The sequence below is a fragment of the Tenacibaculum sp. genome (genome assembly GCF_048269885.1).
Taxonomy (GTDB): Bacteria; Bacteroidota; Bacteroidia; order Flavobacteriales; family Flavobacteriaceae; genus Polaribacter.
Genome location: NZ_JBLWTZ010000002.1, coordinates 258,563 through 272,971, shown reverse-complemented (window position 1 = coordinate 272,971; position 14,409 = coordinate 258,563). Strand labels below are relative to the sequence as shown.

The window sequence follows — 14,409 nt, the reverse complement described above, 5'->3', positions numbered from 1 at the left end:
TTGTTTGGTTTTTCTTTTTCAAAAAATATTATAATGTGTTCACATTATTTAAATCTTCAAAAGCTTTTTTTAATCTAGCTTTAAAAGTTTGCTCTCCTTCACGTAACCATTTACGAGGGTCGTAATATTTTTTATTAGGAACATCATCTCCTTCTGGGTTACCAATTTGAGCTTGCAAATATGCAGATTTTTCTTTCATATAATCACGAACTCCTTCGGTAAATGCATATTGTAAATCGGTATCGATATTCATTTTTACAACTCCGTAGCTAATTGCTTCACGAATTTCTTCTAAAGTAGAACCAGATCCTCCGTGGAATACAAAGTCAATTGTGTTGTGAGGAACATTATATTTTTCTGTAATGTGTTCTTGTGAGTTCTTTAAAATTTTTGGAGTTAACTTTACGTTTCCTGGTTTATATACTCCATGAACATTTCCAAAAGCAGCAGCGATGGTAAATTGTGAACTAACGCTCATCAATTCTTCGTAAGCATACGCTACTTCTTCTGGTTGAGTATATAACTTAGAGCTGTCTACATCTGTATTGTCAACACCATCTTCTTCCCCTCCTGTAATTCCTAATTCAATTTCTAAAGTCATTCCCATTTTACTCATACGAGCAAGGTATTCTTTACAAATTTCAATATTTTCTTCTAAAGGTTCTTCACTTAAATCAATCATGTGAGAACTGTATAACGGTTTTCCTGTTTCTTTATAAAATTGCTCACTAGCATCTAACAAACCATCAATCCAAGGCAATAGTTTTTTAGCAGCGTGATCTGTGTGTAAAATAACAGGAATTCCATAAGCTTCTGCTAATAAATGTATGTGTTTAGCCCCCGCTACTGCCCCTGCAATGGCTGCTTTTTCGTTGTCGTTCGATAAGCCTTTACCTGCATTGAATTGAGCACCTCCATTAGAGAACTGAATAATTACAGGCGAGTTAAGCTCTTTAGCTGTTTCTAAAACTGTATTAATAGTGTTTGATCCCACAACATTAACAGCTGGTAAAGCAAAGCCTTTTTGTTTGGCTAATTCAAAAATTGCTTGAACTTCTTTTCCGGTGGCAACTCCAGGTTTAATCATTTTTTTGTTGTTTAGTAGTGTGTTACATAAATTATGGAACAAATCTACACTTTTTTATACAAGTTGCGATAAATTTTTAACAGAAAGTACTTTGTTAAAAAGGGTAATTAATACCTATGTTTAGTACAGAGTTGGTGAAATTAAAGTTTTGAAACCACTTATTATCTGTTAGGTACGGTTCGTGTGCTTTGAACCCTAAATCCAATCTGGCTATTAAAAATTTAAAGTCATAACGAAGCCCAAAACCAGCTCCTACAGCGATGTCTTTTAATGACTTAAAACCGTTAAATTTAGCTGGGTCATCAACAAATTCTGTATTGGTTATATCCCAGATATTTCCTGCATCTACAAATAAGGCAGACTTTAAAGAACCAAAAACATTAAAACGATATTCGAAGCTAGTTAAAAATTTTAAACTTCCTATATTATACTCAAGAACAGGCGCTCGTGTACCTGGCCCTAAATCGTAAGTTCTCCAGGCACGTATATCGTTTGAGCCACCTGCAAAATAACTACGAGAAAAAGGAACACCAGAATTGTCGTAAGTAAAAATAGCTCCAAGAAAGGTTCTGTGAGCCAGTACATTGTTATCACCTAAATCCCAATACTTTTTATATTCTAAGTCCGTTTTAAAATATTGAGCAATGGGGATTTTAAATACTGTTTTTTGTCCAGAACTATTGGTCTTTTTAGATAAAAGGCCCATAATATTTCCTGAATTAGCGATTCGGAACTTAAAAAAGGAAAAGCTTGCATCTTTAATATTTTCTTGGTTATTGTAGGTATAACCATAAGCTATTTCAGGAATTAAAAAGTCAGAAGTAACAATATTGTATCGGTTGGCAAGATTTAAAATATTTTGAAACTCATTCGGGTTTGAAGCTGCAAAATCAGCATCAGTAAGCACATTTGAAACAAAATTAATAATCTCATTAGAATTGTTAGGTGTGTTCTCAGGAAAAGTATAAGAAGGGTCATAAATTTGAGCAACTTCTGCTAATTTTCGATATTCTGAATTATAAATTGAAAAATAATTATCAACATTTAAGTTTCTAATATATTGGGTATTTAACAGTTCTAGTTGAATAGACTTTTTCTTATTGTAGTCCCATTTATAATCAATTCCAACTGAGATGTTTTGCTTGTCTAAACCAATATTTTTTTGAATTCCAATTCCTGAATAAAATTTAGTTCTAGGAAACATTCTTTTTGGAACTAGCTTATTAAGTCCAAAAGGAGCCATAAAACGAGGTACTTCTAATGAAATATCAGAACCAATTTCCCAACCAGGGCCATTGTTAGAGTTAAAATAAGAACCAAAAGTTGATAGCTTAAAAAGCTCTGCCCCTTTGAAGGTATTTCTGTTTGTTAAAGAAAACTTTAACGAAATGTCAAAGTTTCGAATATTTGAACGTGACAATTCAGATTCAAAACCGAGCGTATATTTTTCTATTGGGGTTAAATATACATTTGCTTCTAGTTCATTTTCACTTAGCTCATTATACCGAATAGAAGTGGCTTTAAAATTTTTCAGTCCTCTTAAATGGGTACGAGTTAAATTTCTTAACGAGTCACTATAAACGGTATTTGGTTTTATAAATATTGATTGAGATAAGTACTTAGGATTGTATTTTAGCTTTCGAAGTGCGTAAAAGTTAATTCCATTATAAGTAGTAGTATCCTTATGCTTAGAATTTCGTGTGCTATAAGTATAGTCGGTAAAAACGTTTACTTTTTTTAATTTCTGAATTTGAAAAGGAATAGTTTTATCAGAAATATTAATATCTACATCGGTTTTTTCATAATTCTTTAAAGTGTCATTTTCAAAGGAGATATAATTTTCATTGAATTGATATATTCCTTTGTTTCTAAAAAGTTTGACTAGTCGGTTGGCCTCTTTTATAAAGTTGTCGTTTTTATAGTGATCTCCAGACTTTAAGTAACTTTTGTTTTTTGTAAGCTGGTATAAAGAATCCAGAACAGGTGAGGTGATAAAAGTTTTTATAGAGTCAAGATAAGAAGGTTTTCCTTTTGAAATATAGTAACTAATCTTTCCTTTCTTTTTACCAATGGTATCTTTTTTTGAAAAAACTTTAGCTCTAAAATACCCTTCGGTTTGAAAGTAAGCTTTTAAATTATCTACAGTTCTATTCGTTTTCTTATCGTCAATTATAATAGGTGCTTCACCGCTAGTTAAAAACCAATTGTTAAAACCAATAAATGTTTTGGCGACTGCAATACTTTGTTTTTCTGAAAAGACATCTTTGTAAAAGTGATAGGTTTTTGGATGTTTCTTCGCCCATTCGCTTGGTGTTTTTGGAGCTTCTGGGTTACCTAAATTATAAAAATGTAATGATAAAGGCATACCCAAAGCCTTTGCATTAGGACGCTGTAATAGCAATTCAGAAATGTTTTCACTTGAGTTTTTTACACTGTCAATATACACGGTGTTTTTGGCTAGCAATAACTCGTTTTCTTTAACATATTTAATCGTGCTACAAGAGCTGAATAAGACTACTAATAAAAAGAAGAAAGAAAGTTTTTTCATTAACTTTACGCCTCGTATTAAGAATCAAAAATACTATTTTTTAGTGGTTTTAGAGTGTTAAAAACAATTTAATGAGTTTATCTAAAAACAATATAAAGTTAATAACTAGTTTACAGCAAAAAAAGTATAGACAAAAGCATCAATTATTTGTTGCGGAAGGGCTAAAGGTGGTTAAAGAATTGTTAGCATCTTCTTTGGAGCTAGAACAATTATATACTACAGATGAGTCATTTATTTCCAAAGAAAGTAAAGAGGTTACTTTGATTTCTGAAAACGAATTAAAAAAAATAAGTACTCTAAAGACACCAAATAAAGTATTGGGAGTGTTTAAAATTCCGAAGAAAAAAGAGATTAGTAAAAGTAACTTTATGGTTGCTTTAGATGGTATAAACGACCCAGGGAATTTAGGGACAATTATTCGGTTGTGTGATTGGTTTGGAGTTTCTGAGTTGGTATGCTCTAAGAATACAGTTGATTGCTATAATCAAAAAGTGGTGCAATCTAGCATGGGGTCGTTAACAAGAGTTCAGATTTCATATGTTGATTTATCTGAGTTTTTAACAAATACTTCACTACCTACATTCACAGCCGATATGCATGGTGATAATGTATATACCTCCTCGTTGCCTCAAAAGGCTATTTTGGTAATGGGAAATGAGGCAAATGGTATTTCATCTGAAATTGCAGAACTTGTAAAAAACAGTGTAACTATTCCAAGATTTGGAGATTTACAACAAACAGAAAGTTTGAACGTAGCTACTGCAACAGCTATTCTATTAAGTGAGTTTAAAAGACGAGTGGTTTAATTTGACTAAGCAACCGATGCTTTATTTTCCTTAGAAAAAGATTCTAATTCTTCTTGGTAAGGAGAGTTAGTGCTTTTATAAAAAGCAGAAAGATAATTTGTGATTTCCTTAGGTTTTATAGGTTCTATATTTTCTTTTTTGTGTAACTCAGGATAACATGATATGAAAAACGTTTGTATATGAGCTATTAGTTTAATTAGATCGTTACAATAAACTGAAGGATTATTGAAACCACTTTTTTTGCTATAACGATGAACTAACCTACCTCCTTTACAAATTTCATTTAATGGGCATTCCAAGCATTGTTTACAAAGCTTAGTATTAAAATCATTAAAATATAGTTTGCCTAAAGATGTATGCTGTATATCTTGAAAACTATTTTCTTTAATATTGAGTCCCGTTTTTGTAAAACCATTACCACAAGCTTTTAGAGAGTCAATAGCTTCGATTTCTCCATTGGTTTCTATAACTAAAACAGTTGATTCGTTTTTTGTTTTTTCATTAACTCTCATAAGAGAGTTTAACAAGCCTAAAAATAGTGGGATTTTAAACCGTTTGGAGTCGCTAATCCAAATGTCAAATAAATTAATTAACCAATCAGCCATTAAGGTTTTATCCTTATCGAAAGGAAAATTGTCGTGTGTGTAATCTGGAATTAAAAAATTTACATAGCTAGCATTCATTTTCTTGAAACTATCATACATCTCTTTTGGACTTTCTTTAATGTTAATAACACAAGCGATATCCGCAAAATTCATTTCATTTTTTAATAACTTAACACTTTCAAAAACGGTATCGTAGCTGCCATTTCCTTTATGGTCTACTCGATACATATCGTGTGCTTTTTTTGTGCCATCAATACTAACACTAGGGTAAATATCTAGTTTTTTAAATAGCTCTATCCAATTTTTATCTAAAAGGACACCATTTGTTTGTAAGTCGTATGAGAACGAAACATCAGTAAGCTCTTTTTTAATTTCTTTTACCTTATTTATAAAATCTATGAAAAAATCTTTGGAAGCAAGTAGAGGTTCACCTCCATGAAAAATAAAAGAGAACTCTTTTCTCTGATATTTTTTTATGTAGTTTTTCGTTTTTTCAATGATATTATCAACTACTTCTGTAGACATAAACTTTGGCTGGCTTTTGTAGGTTGTATCTCCAAGATTATACATGAAGCAGTATGAGCAATTAAGGTTACACCTACTAGCAATTTTTATGGCTAAAGAATTAAAATTCATAATTTGAAAAGTATTGATTAAAAACAAGGAAATTGTACTTATTGTATAATTTCCTTGATAAGATTTTATAAAGTTATTCTATAATTTAAAGACCTCTTTTTCAGCTTCAACTTCTATAATTCTTACACATTTTTGTAGTTTATCACTCCAAACTAATCCGTCAGGGCATACTCTTCCTCCACCACTAGTAGGGTAATAAATTTCTTCTTCAATATAAATAGCACCTCCTCTAATAAGGTCTAAATTGTCAGTTTGTAAGTTTGAAAACTTTTCCAACCCTTTTGGTAAAAAAAATGTTTTTTTCATGATTATTAATTTTAAGTTAATTGCTTACTCTATTTTTTAGTTTAAAATCACATTTTCAGCTGCCTGTGAAAAAAGTAACTCATACTCATTTTTGTTTAATGTATAGGTGAATATGAGAGTAATTAATATTATGGTGTTATTTTAAGGGGTAAGATTTGGAACTAATAGCGAGGATTCAGAAGATAAACGCTTTGCTCTAATAGCATCATCATCTTCATCCATATCGTCATCATCTTCGTCTGGATCAACAATTGCTGAATAGCTAGTAGAAGTTTGAATAGTTCCCCCTTTAATGGTATTTAAGTTACTTATTTGATAGATTGAAAATTTTTCAATTTCTTCAAGAGAGAAAAATGTTTTTTTCATAATTATTAATTTTAGGTAAATTCCTTACTTACTCTATTTCTTCTTTAAGTTTAAAGATTACATGTTCAGCTACCCGTAAATGATTAAACTAATAGAAGTTAATAAGCTTATTTCTTGAATAAGTTGTCACAAATATTAGCTATTTGATAAGAAAAAGTAAGGTGACTATGTGACTATTTATAAAAAAGGGAGGTACAATTTTAAAATTATAACACTCTTTAAGTAGTAATAACTAGTTTGTTCTAAAAGAAAGCTCTTTTAAAGTTTATGAAAAATATATGACAATAGAAAACCCTTTGTTTTTCTAGTATAAAAACAAAGGGTTTGTTTATTGTGGTTTTAAGTTTTTAAAACTTAAAATAATCCGTTTATCTGAGCATCTATCCGATCAATAATATAGCCTAAATCTTCTTGATTGTCTACAAAGTCTAAATTATCAACATCAATAATTAATAATTTTCCTTTGGTGTATTGACTAATCCAAGCCTCATAACGTTCATTTAACCTGCTTAAGTAATCAATACTTATAGAGTTTTCATATTCTCTACCGCGTTTGTGAATTTGACCTACCAATGTAGAAATATCTGCGCGTAAATAAATTAATAAATCTGGTGGTGTTACTAAATTTTCCATCAATTCAAATAACGAAGAATAGTTGCTAAAATCTCGGTTAGTCATAAGTCCCATGGCATGCAAGTTGGGAGCAAAAATATGTGCATCTTCGTAAATAGTTCTGTCTTGAATTATTTTTTTACCAGATTTACGTAGCTCTAACACTTGACGGAAACGACTATTTAAAAAGTAAACTTGTAAATTAAAAGACCAACGCTCCATCTCTGCATAGAAATCGTCTAAGTATGGATTTTCATCAACCGATTCAAAATGAGCTTCCCAATTGTAGTGTTTTGCTAATAATTTTGTTAAAGTGGTTTTACCTGCGCCAATGTTCCCGGCAATTGCTACGTGCATAATTGTCTGTGTAAAATGTTTTTTAATGTTGCTGGCACTGCCAGATTAGGGGACGGTAAAATTACATAAAAAAAGGAATTCATAAAGAATTTAACAGATCAATTTATAACCATAGCCTCTTACGTTTACAATTTGAATATTTTCATCATGTTTAAGCTTCTTTCGCAATTTAGAAATAAAGACATCCATGCTACGAGCATTAAAAAAATCGTCATCTCCCCATAATTTCTTTAAAATAAAAGACCTGTCTAAAATTTCATTTTTCTTTTGTGATAGATGAAATAGTAATTCTGATTCTCGATGTGTTAATTTTTTAATATCATCATTAAAAGACAAAACCTGTTTGGTGTAGTTAAAAATATAATTACCAATCTTAATTGCCTCGTGGTTTTTTCTTAACTCAATTCTATTCAATAGGGCATGAATACGAACAATCAATTCTTCCATTGAAAATGGTTTTTTTAGATAGTCGTTTCCGCCATGTTCAAAGCCTTCCACAACATCTTTAGCTTGCGATTTTGCAGTTAAAAAAATAATAGGAAGGTGTTTGTTTTCCTGTCGTATTTCTTTGGCAAGAGTAAAACCGTCTTTTTTAGGCATCATTACATCTAAAACTAAAATATCAGGAGAGCTTGCTTGGTAAATTTTATAAGCTTCTTCTCCATTAAGAGCATGAAATACTTCAAAACGTCTAGTTTCTAAACTTTCTTTTACAATTTGCCCTAAACTAGGTTCGTCTTCAGCTAACAGTACTTTAATAATTTCACTCATTATTTAAAATAATTTTAAAAAGGGTATTATTGGGTTTTGAAGTTAACGAGATAGCGCCACCATGTTTTTCAATAATCTTTTTGGTGTAGTATAAACCTATTCCAAAGCCTTTTACATCATGGGTGTTTCCTTTAGGAATACGATAAAACTTATCGAATATCTTTTCTTGTTGATTTTTATCAATTCCTTTACCGTTGTCTGCTACAGTTATTTCAATAGCGTTTAACACTTGGTTAATGTGTACTTCTATTTTATTCCCACCATATTTGATAGCATTATCCAATAAGTTTGAAATGGCATTCTCAAAATGAAATATATCAATACCTGTGATTATTTCAGGTTTGTTTGATGAAAATTGAATTGTTTTTTCTGAGTTGGTAAACTGATGTTTTTTAGTGTTGTTTTCTATCAATTCAACTAAATTGACAGGCTCTTTCTTTAAAAGTAATTTTTCACTATCAAGGGTAGCTGTTTCTAATAACTTCTCTACCATTAAATGTAATTTTTCTATTTGTACAGATGAAATGGAAATGTATTTTTTGGTTTTTTCCTTATCATCTATAGCATTAAAATTATTAATAGCTTCTAGTGCAGTTGAAACAGTAGTTATAGGAGTTTTGAATTCGTGAGTAATGTTGCTAATTAAATCGTTCTTAATTTCAGCTAGTTCCTTTTGCTGATTGATGATTTTTAACAAGTAAAATAAACTGATAACCACGGCCAATGAAAGTAAAAGAGATAGTACAATTCCTGTTGAACTTCTTTTAAGAATTTCACTTGATGGGTTCTCATACAATAGGGTTAGCTTTTCATCACTTTTAACATAAGTAGACTTAGCATCGCTTTGTAGGTGTAGTGTAGGTGTGCCTTCTTTTTTTGAGGAATAAAACAGCGTATCGTGTTTAAAATGATTTAAGTAAAATGGAGTAGGAATGCCTTTAGCTGTTAATTGTTTTTTTATAATTGAATCTAGCTTTCCATGATCTAAAGCATCATTTTGGACAGAAATAAATATGGTTTGTAATCCTTTTATTAGTTTTAAGCTATCGGTAGCTCTCTTTCCTTTAAAAACTTTTACTTTTTTAATTCCTGAAGAATCGAGATGAATACCAGATGTATGATTTTTACTAAATTGAGTAATCTGGGTGATTTTAGAATACTTCTTAGGTATAGAGTCGCTAATTTTATGCTTCATATTTTTAAGAAGTGAGTCAACAAAATAAGAATTCATCTTTTTAAACTCTTTTGGATCGTCTGTTTTTATATCAAAAGAAGAAATTTTAAATTCTATACTGTCCTTTTTTTTATCAACTTGTGAAGAGAAGACTTCTTTCCAAATATTATTTTTAGAAGATGTTTTACCAGATTCTACTATGGCAAAAAAGTTTTGCTTAGTTAAAGCGGCATAATATTCTTCAACAGCATTATCCAAGCTTAATTGAATTTCATTTATAACACGTTGCTTGTTTTGTTGGTAGTTTTTATAGTTCCAATAAAATTGTATCAGAATTGTAACAACAATTGTCGTACTAATTAAATATAGTATCCAGCGATGTTTTTTTGTATTCATGTTTCAAAGATAAAGTGTTAAAGCGAATAAAAAACACGGTTAACACTCGTTAACACTCATTAACTCAAAAAGATAATATAGCTAAGCATATTTGTAGTGTTGAATTTAAAAACTAAAGAAATGAGAAATATCACACTATTCATATTGTTGCTGAGTGCCTCAATGTTTTCGCAAAACTTTCAAGGGAAAGCCACTTATAAGACTCATCGAAAGATTGACCTTAAAATAGATAATGATAAAAAGGGTAAGGGCGCCCCAAATGCTGAAATGCAAAAAAAAATACAAGCCCAAATAATGAAGCAGTTTCAACAAACCTACACGTTAAATTTTGATCAATCAACATCTTCCTACAAACAAAATAAGAAACTTTCTTCGCCTCAAGTTCAAACAGGAGGAATGCAAATTCAAATAATGGGCAATGGTGGAGGAACAGATGTGTTGTATAAAAACATAAAAGATAAAAGGTATGTGAACAAGACAGAGATAAGTGGTAAACGTTTTTTAATAAAAGACAAGTTAGAAAACTATGATTGGAAAATGACGGGAGAAACTAAGAATATTGGAAATTACACTTGTTATAAGGCAACTAAAACTAGAAAAGAAACCAGAACATCAATGTCTATGACAGATGGAGAAACTGAGGAGAAAAAAGAAGAAGTAACTATTGAAACAGTGGCTTGGTATACTCCTGAAATTCCTATTAGCAATGGCCCAGAACAGTTTTGGGGGTTGCCAGGATTGATTTTAGAAGTACAAGATGGAAAACAAACAATTGCATGTACCGAAATTGTTTTAAATCCGTCAGAAAAAATAGAGATAAAAGAACCGACCAAAGGTAAAAAGGTTACTCAAAAAGAATTCGATACTGTAATGGATAAACATACTAAAGATATGATGGAGCGTTTTAAAAACAGACGAAAAAGTAACGACGGAAACTCTTTTCAAATAGAAATACAAGGGTAGTTAAACCGTGTTAAACCTTTTGTGTTTTTGAAAGTCTAATTCTTATACTACAAAAAAGGTATAAGTATCATTTAAAAACGAAAGTAATGAAAGGTTTAGTTACAGCTCTTCTCTTAAGTGTTTCCATGACTGTTTTTTCACAAACTAATTTTCAAGGAAAAGCAATTTATCAATCAAAAACAGCTATAGATCCTAGTTTTGGAGGGCGACAACTATCCGAAGAACGAAAGAAACAAATTTTACAACGTATGAAAAGCATGTTAGAGAAAACATACGTTTTAAATTTTACCAGAAGTAAATCTATTTATAAGGAGGAAGAAAAGCTCGAAACTCCTGGAGCTAGTAGAGGATTTCGGTTTGGAGGTTTTGCTGGTGGAGGGACGGTTTACAAGGATTTTAAAGTGGGGAAAATACTTGAGTCTACAGAGTTTTTCGGAAAGAAATTTTTGATTTCTGAAAACAAAGAACTACCCAAATGGGAACTTGGAGAGGAAACAAAACAAATTGGTAATTATACTTGTTTCAAAGCAACCATGGTAAAGAAAGCGACAGGTTTTGATTGGAGAAATTTGCGAAGAAGAGAGAGGGATTCCAAAGTAAAGCGAGATACTTCTACGGTAAAAAAAGAAACTGAAAATCTTGAAGCTCCCAAAGAAACTTTAGTCACGGCTTGGTATACACCGCAAGTGCCTATAAGTAGCGGACCAGGGAGTTATTGGGGATTACCCGGTCTTATATTAGAAGTTAACGAAGGTAGAACCACTATACTGTGTTCAGAAATCATAATGAACCCTTCTGAGAAAATAGAAATAAAAGAACCTGTTAAAGGAAAAAAAATAACAAGAGAAGCATACAATAAGGTTGTAAAAGAAAAAATGGAAGAAATGAGAGAGCGATTTAGAAACAGACGTGGAGGAAATAGAGAGGGAAGAGGCTTTCATTAAACGACAACAACTCGCCTAATAAGAAAATCACATAATGAAAAAAATATTATTCATAGCTATTTGCATAGCTACTTGGACTTCTAATGCTCAAATTACACTGAGAGGAGTTGTAAAAGATAGCATTGGAACTCCTTTAGAAATGGCAAACGTAATTGCCGTAAACAAAGCGACCAAAAAACTAGACTCTTATGGTTTTACCGACGCTAAAGGGAACTATAAATTAAACCTAGCTAAAAATACAAGCTATAGCATAAAGGTAAGTTATATAGGACTGAAAACAGCAGAAGTTGATGTAGAAACCAACGAGGTTAATTTATTTAAAGACCTTGTTTTAGAAGAAGATGATCGTTTAGATGAAGTAAATATTACGTATAAAATGCCAGTAACTGTTAAAGGTGATACAATTGTGTATGATGCGGATAGTTTTAAAAGTGGAACGGAAAAAAAACTAGGAGATGTACTTCAAAAGTTACCTGGAGTTGAAGTAAACGACGATGGTGAAATTGAAGTAGAGGGGAAAACTGTAAAAAAGGTAATGGTGGAAGGAAAAGACTTTTTTGACGGAGACTCTAAATTAGCTACAAAAAATATTCCTGCAAATGCAATAGATAAAGTTCAAGTACTTAAAAATCATAGTGAAGTAGGACAAATGAGTCGTGTTACCGATAACGAGGATAATGTTGTGATAAATATTAAATTAAAAGAAGGGAAAAAGAATTTTTGGTTTGGAGAAGTTGCTGCTGGTTTAGGGTTAGGGATGTTAGATAGTCGATACATAGTGCATCCTAAGTTGTTTTATTATAGTCCGAAATACAGCTTAAATGTTATAACCGATGTAAATAATATTGGAGAAGTACCTTTTACAATTAGAGACTATTTTAAATTTACGGGAGGTTTTAGGCAATTTGGAGACAATAACGGAACAAACTTTAATGTAGGGTCTAACGATATTGCTTTTTTAACTTTAAGAAATAATAGAGCGAAAGAAATTGAGTCAAAATTTGGTGCTTTAAACTTTAGTTATTCTCCAAAGAAAACTTGGGATATTAGTGGGTTTGCTATCTATTCAGGAAATAAAACTGACATGGAAGAAACAACTCAACGTGTGTATTCAAATGCAGAGGTTGATAGCAATAGCCTACCTCCGTATGATGAGAATACCCCGTCTTCAATAAAGTATATTGATACCGAACAAACACAAGATGTAACAAATCAAACAAGTAATTTGGGCTTGTTTAAATTGAGTTCAAGTTATAAGTCAAACGCAAACAACCAACTCGATTATGATATTTTTGCTAAGGTTTCACAACAACAGCAACGACAAACAACATTGTCATCAAGAACATATTTAAATGCAGATGATGAGGTAGTGCCTATTCATCAAGTTTCAGAGCAAAGCCCGTTTTCAATCAATCAAAACTTAAATTATTACTATACCTTAAATGATAAAAATATTTTTGCTTTTGAGGCGCAACATTTATGGCAAAATGAAGACCCGTTTTACAATGCTGAACTAGAAAAGTTATCTTTTTATAACTTGTTGTCATTAACCAATGTTAATCCAAACCCAGGAGACCATAATTTATTTAATGTAAGTCAGAATAAAAGAATAAAAACAAACAAGTTAGATGCAAAATTAGATTACTATTATGTACTAAATTCTAAAAGTAATTTAAATATGACTTTGGGAGCGACCCTAAGTAATCAACAATTTAACACTACTATTTTTGAAATTTTAGAAGGAAATAAAAATGAAATTACTGAGCCAAACACAGTTAACGACGTAGCTTTTTCTTTTGATGATTTGTATATGGGGCTACATTATAAATTCATAACAGGTATTTTTACCTTTAACCAAGGTTTTACATTACATAACTACGTATCTAAAAACACCCAATTAGGTGCTGTTTATGAAGCTAATTTCATCAAATTATTACCAGATGCTTCGGTAAAAATCAATTTAAAAAAATCGGAAACACTACGTTTAAACTATGCCATGCAAACTAGTTTTACTGATGTAAATAAATTAGCGGAAGGGTATGTTTTTAATAATTACAATAGTTTATATTCAGGAAATAGAACTCTTGATAACTCATTATACCATAATATAAATTTGAATTATTTTAGTTTTAATATGTTTAATTATACCAATGTTTTTGGAGCAATTAGCTATAGTAAACGCATTCAAGAAATTAAGAGTAATACAGAGTTTATTGATGTTAACCAAGTAAGAACTTCGGTAAACTCTGCTTTTCCTGATGAGTCCATTTCTGCGAGGGCAAACTTTCAAAAGAGTTTCAGAAAGTTTAAGTTACGATTAGGAGGGAATATATCTTATGGAAAATCGAATAGTTTAATTACCGATCGCCAAACGAATGAAACAAGAAATCGATTGGCGAAAACATTTTCACAAACCTATACCTCAAAATTTAGTACAAACTTTAAAGAAGCTCCGAATTTCGATGTCGGTTATAACGTATCTATTAATAACTCAGATATTGGAGGAGTTGAAAACACTTTTACAACACATAGTCCGTATATAAACGTTGATGCCTTTTTCTTAAAAGAATTTATTTTTACATCAAAGTACGCCTATAACAACGTGCTTAATAATGGACAAACAATAGATAGTTATGGTTTTTTAAGAGCCGATCTTACGTATGAGAAAAAAGGGAGTAAATGGGAATATAAAGTAGGAGTTACCAATTTGTTAAATTCAACAGGGTTGAACCAGAATAGTAGCAATGATATTTATGTGAGTAATTCTTCGTACGTAATTCAACCTAGAATAGCCATGTTTACAGTAAAGTATAATTTATAAAAAAAGCAACCCTTTTG

Annotated in this window: 12 protein-coding genes; 4 read left to right on the top strand and 8 right to left on the bottom strand. The window is 31.0% G+C overall.

Annotated features, from left to right (window positions below; translation table 11 throughout):
* Positions 1–28: 28 nt before the first annotated feature.
* A complete protein-coding gene (gene fbaA, locus ACN0WY_RS02575; protein WP_330487606.1) occupies positions 29–1,087 on the bottom strand; it encodes a class II fructose-bisphosphate aldolase in 1,059 nt (352 codons plus the stop codon).
* Positions 1,088–1,181: 94 nt separating this feature from the next.
* Positions 1,182–3,635: a BamA/TamA family outer membrane protein gene (locus ACN0WY_RS02570; protein ID WP_417799454.1), complete on the bottom strand. Its 2,454-nt coding sequence runs from the start codon at positions 3,633–3,635 to the stop codon at positions 1,182–1,184.
* Between the two features lie 71 nt (positions 3,636–3,706).
* Here ACN0WY_RS02570 and ACN0WY_RS02565 point away from each other — a divergent pair, with 71 nt between their 5' ends.
* A complete protein-coding gene (locus ACN0WY_RS02565; RefSeq protein ID WP_330487604.1) occupies positions 3,707–4,441 on the top strand; it encodes an RNA methyltransferase in 735 nt (244 codons plus the stop codon).
* 5 nt (positions 4,442–4,446) lie between these two features.
* Here ACN0WY_RS02565 and ACN0WY_RS02560 read toward each other — a convergent pair whose 3' ends face one another.
* The 6 genes from ACN0WY_RS02560 to ACN0WY_RS02535 all read right to left on the bottom strand — a co-directional run bounded on the left by ACN0WY_RS02560 (position 4,447) and on the right by ACN0WY_RS02535 (position 9,664).
* Positions 4,447–5,682 carry a radical SAM protein gene (locus ACN0WY_RS02560; RefSeq protein ID WP_417799453.1) on the bottom strand — a complete coding sequence of 412 codons (1,236 nt, stop codon included), beginning with the start codon at positions 5,680–5,682 and terminating at the stop codon, positions 4,447–4,449.
* Between the two features lie 78 nt (positions 5,683–5,760).
* On the bottom strand, positions 5,761–5,988 hold the full coding sequence (locus tag ACN0WY_RS02555) for a hypothetical protein (RefSeq protein WP_330487602.1): 228 nt from the start codon (positions 5,986–5,988) through the stop codon (positions 5,761–5,763).
* Positions 5,989–6,129: 141 nt separating this feature from the next.
* Complete coding sequence (locus ACN0WY_RS02550; RefSeq protein ID WP_417799452.1) at positions 6,130–6,354, bottom strand: hypothetical protein; 225 nt, start codon at positions 6,352–6,354, stop codon at positions 6,130–6,132.
* Positions 6,355–6,708: 354 nt separating this feature from the next.
* Entirely contained in the window at positions 6,709–7,323 is a 615-nt protein-coding gene (locus ACN0WY_RS02545; RefSeq protein WP_125069014.1) for a deoxynucleoside kinase, read from the bottom strand.
* A gap of 90 nt (positions 7,324–7,413) precedes the next feature.
* Complete coding sequence (locus ACN0WY_RS02540; RefSeq protein ID WP_417799451.1) at positions 7,414–8,094, bottom strand: response regulator transcription factor; 681 nt, start codon at positions 8,092–8,094, stop codon at positions 7,414–7,416.
* Entirely contained in the window at positions 8,087–9,664 is a 1,578-nt protein-coding gene (locus ACN0WY_RS02535) for a sensor histidine kinase (RefSeq protein ID WP_417799450.1), read from the bottom strand. The genes ACN0WY_RS02540 and ACN0WY_RS02535 overlap by 8 nt, the downstream gene beginning before the upstream one ends.
* A gap of 120 nt (positions 9,665–9,784) precedes the next feature.
* Between ACN0WY_RS02535 and ACN0WY_RS02530 the strand changes: the two genes are divergently transcribed.
* The 3 genes from ACN0WY_RS02530 to ACN0WY_RS02520 all read left to right on the top strand — a co-directional run bounded on the left by ACN0WY_RS02530 (position 9,785) and on the right by ACN0WY_RS02520 (position 14,392).
* Entirely contained in the window at positions 9,785–10,627 is an 843-nt protein-coding gene (locus ACN0WY_RS02530; protein ID WP_125343368.1) for a GLPGLI family protein, read from the top strand.
* Between the two features lie 86 nt (positions 10,628–10,713).
* Positions 10,714–11,571 carry a GLPGLI family protein gene (locus ACN0WY_RS02525; protein ID WP_417799449.1) on the top strand — a complete coding sequence of 286 codons (858 nt, stop codon included), beginning with the start codon at positions 10,714–10,716 and terminating at the stop codon, positions 11,569–11,571.
* A gap of 34 nt (positions 11,572–11,605) precedes the next feature.
* Entirely contained in the window at positions 11,606–14,392 is a 2,787-nt protein-coding gene (locus ACN0WY_RS02520; RefSeq protein WP_417799448.1) for a carboxypeptidase regulatory-like domain-containing protein, read from the top strand.
* Positions 14,393–14,409: the final 17 nt, after the last annotated feature.

What these genes read in the sequence shown, in the direction of transcription:
- ACN0WY_RS02570 (WP_417799454.1), bottom strand. Translation starts at nt 3,635, where the DNA reads ATGAAAAAACTTTCTTTCTTCTTTTTATTAGTAGTCTTATTCAGCTCT.
- ACN0WY_RS02555 (WP_330487602.1), bottom strand. Translation starts at nt 5,988, where the DNA reads ATGAAAAAAACATTTTTTTTACCAAAAGGGTTGGAAAAGTTTTCAAAC.
- ACN0WY_RS02565 (WP_330487604.1), top strand. Translation starts at nt 3,707, where the DNA reads ATGAGTTTATCTAAAAACAATATAAAGTTAATAACTAGTTTACAGCAA.
- ACN0WY_RS02520 (WP_417799448.1), top strand. Translation starts at nt 11,606, where the DNA reads ATGAAAAAAATATTATTCATAGCTATTTGCATAGCTACTTGGACTTCT.
- ACN0WY_RS02530 (WP_125343368.1), top strand. Translation starts at nt 9,785, where the DNA reads ATGAGAAATATCACACTATTCATATTGTTGCTGAGTGCCTCAATGTTT.
- ACN0WY_RS02560 (WP_417799453.1), bottom strand. Translation starts at nt 5,682, where the DNA reads ATGAATTTTAATTCTTTAGCCATAAAAATTGCTAGTAGGTGTAACCTT.
- ACN0WY_RS02550 (WP_417799452.1), bottom strand. Translation starts at nt 6,354, where the DNA reads ATGAAAAAAACATTTTTCTCTCTTGAAGAAATTGAAAAATTTTCAATC.
- ACN0WY_RS02535 (WP_417799450.1), bottom strand. Translation starts at nt 9,664, where the DNA reads ATGAATACAAAAAAACATCGCTGGATACTATATTTAATTAGTACGACA.
- ACN0WY_RS02525 (WP_417799449.1), top strand. Translation starts at nt 10,714, where the DNA reads ATGAAAGGTTTAGTTACAGCTCTTCTCTTAAGTGTTTCCATGACTGTT.
- ACN0WY_RS02545 (WP_125069014.1), bottom strand. Translation starts at nt 7,323, where the DNA reads ATGCACGTAGCAATTGCCGGGAACATTGGCGCAGGTAAAACCACTTTA.
- fbaA (WP_330487606.1), bottom strand. Translation starts at nt 1,087, where the DNA reads ATGATTAAACCTGGAGTTGCCACCGGAAAAGAAGTTCAAGCAATTTTT.
- ACN0WY_RS02540 (WP_417799451.1), bottom strand. Translation starts at nt 8,094, where the DNA reads ATGAGTGAAATTATTAAAGTACTGTTAGCTGAAGACGAACCTAGTTTA.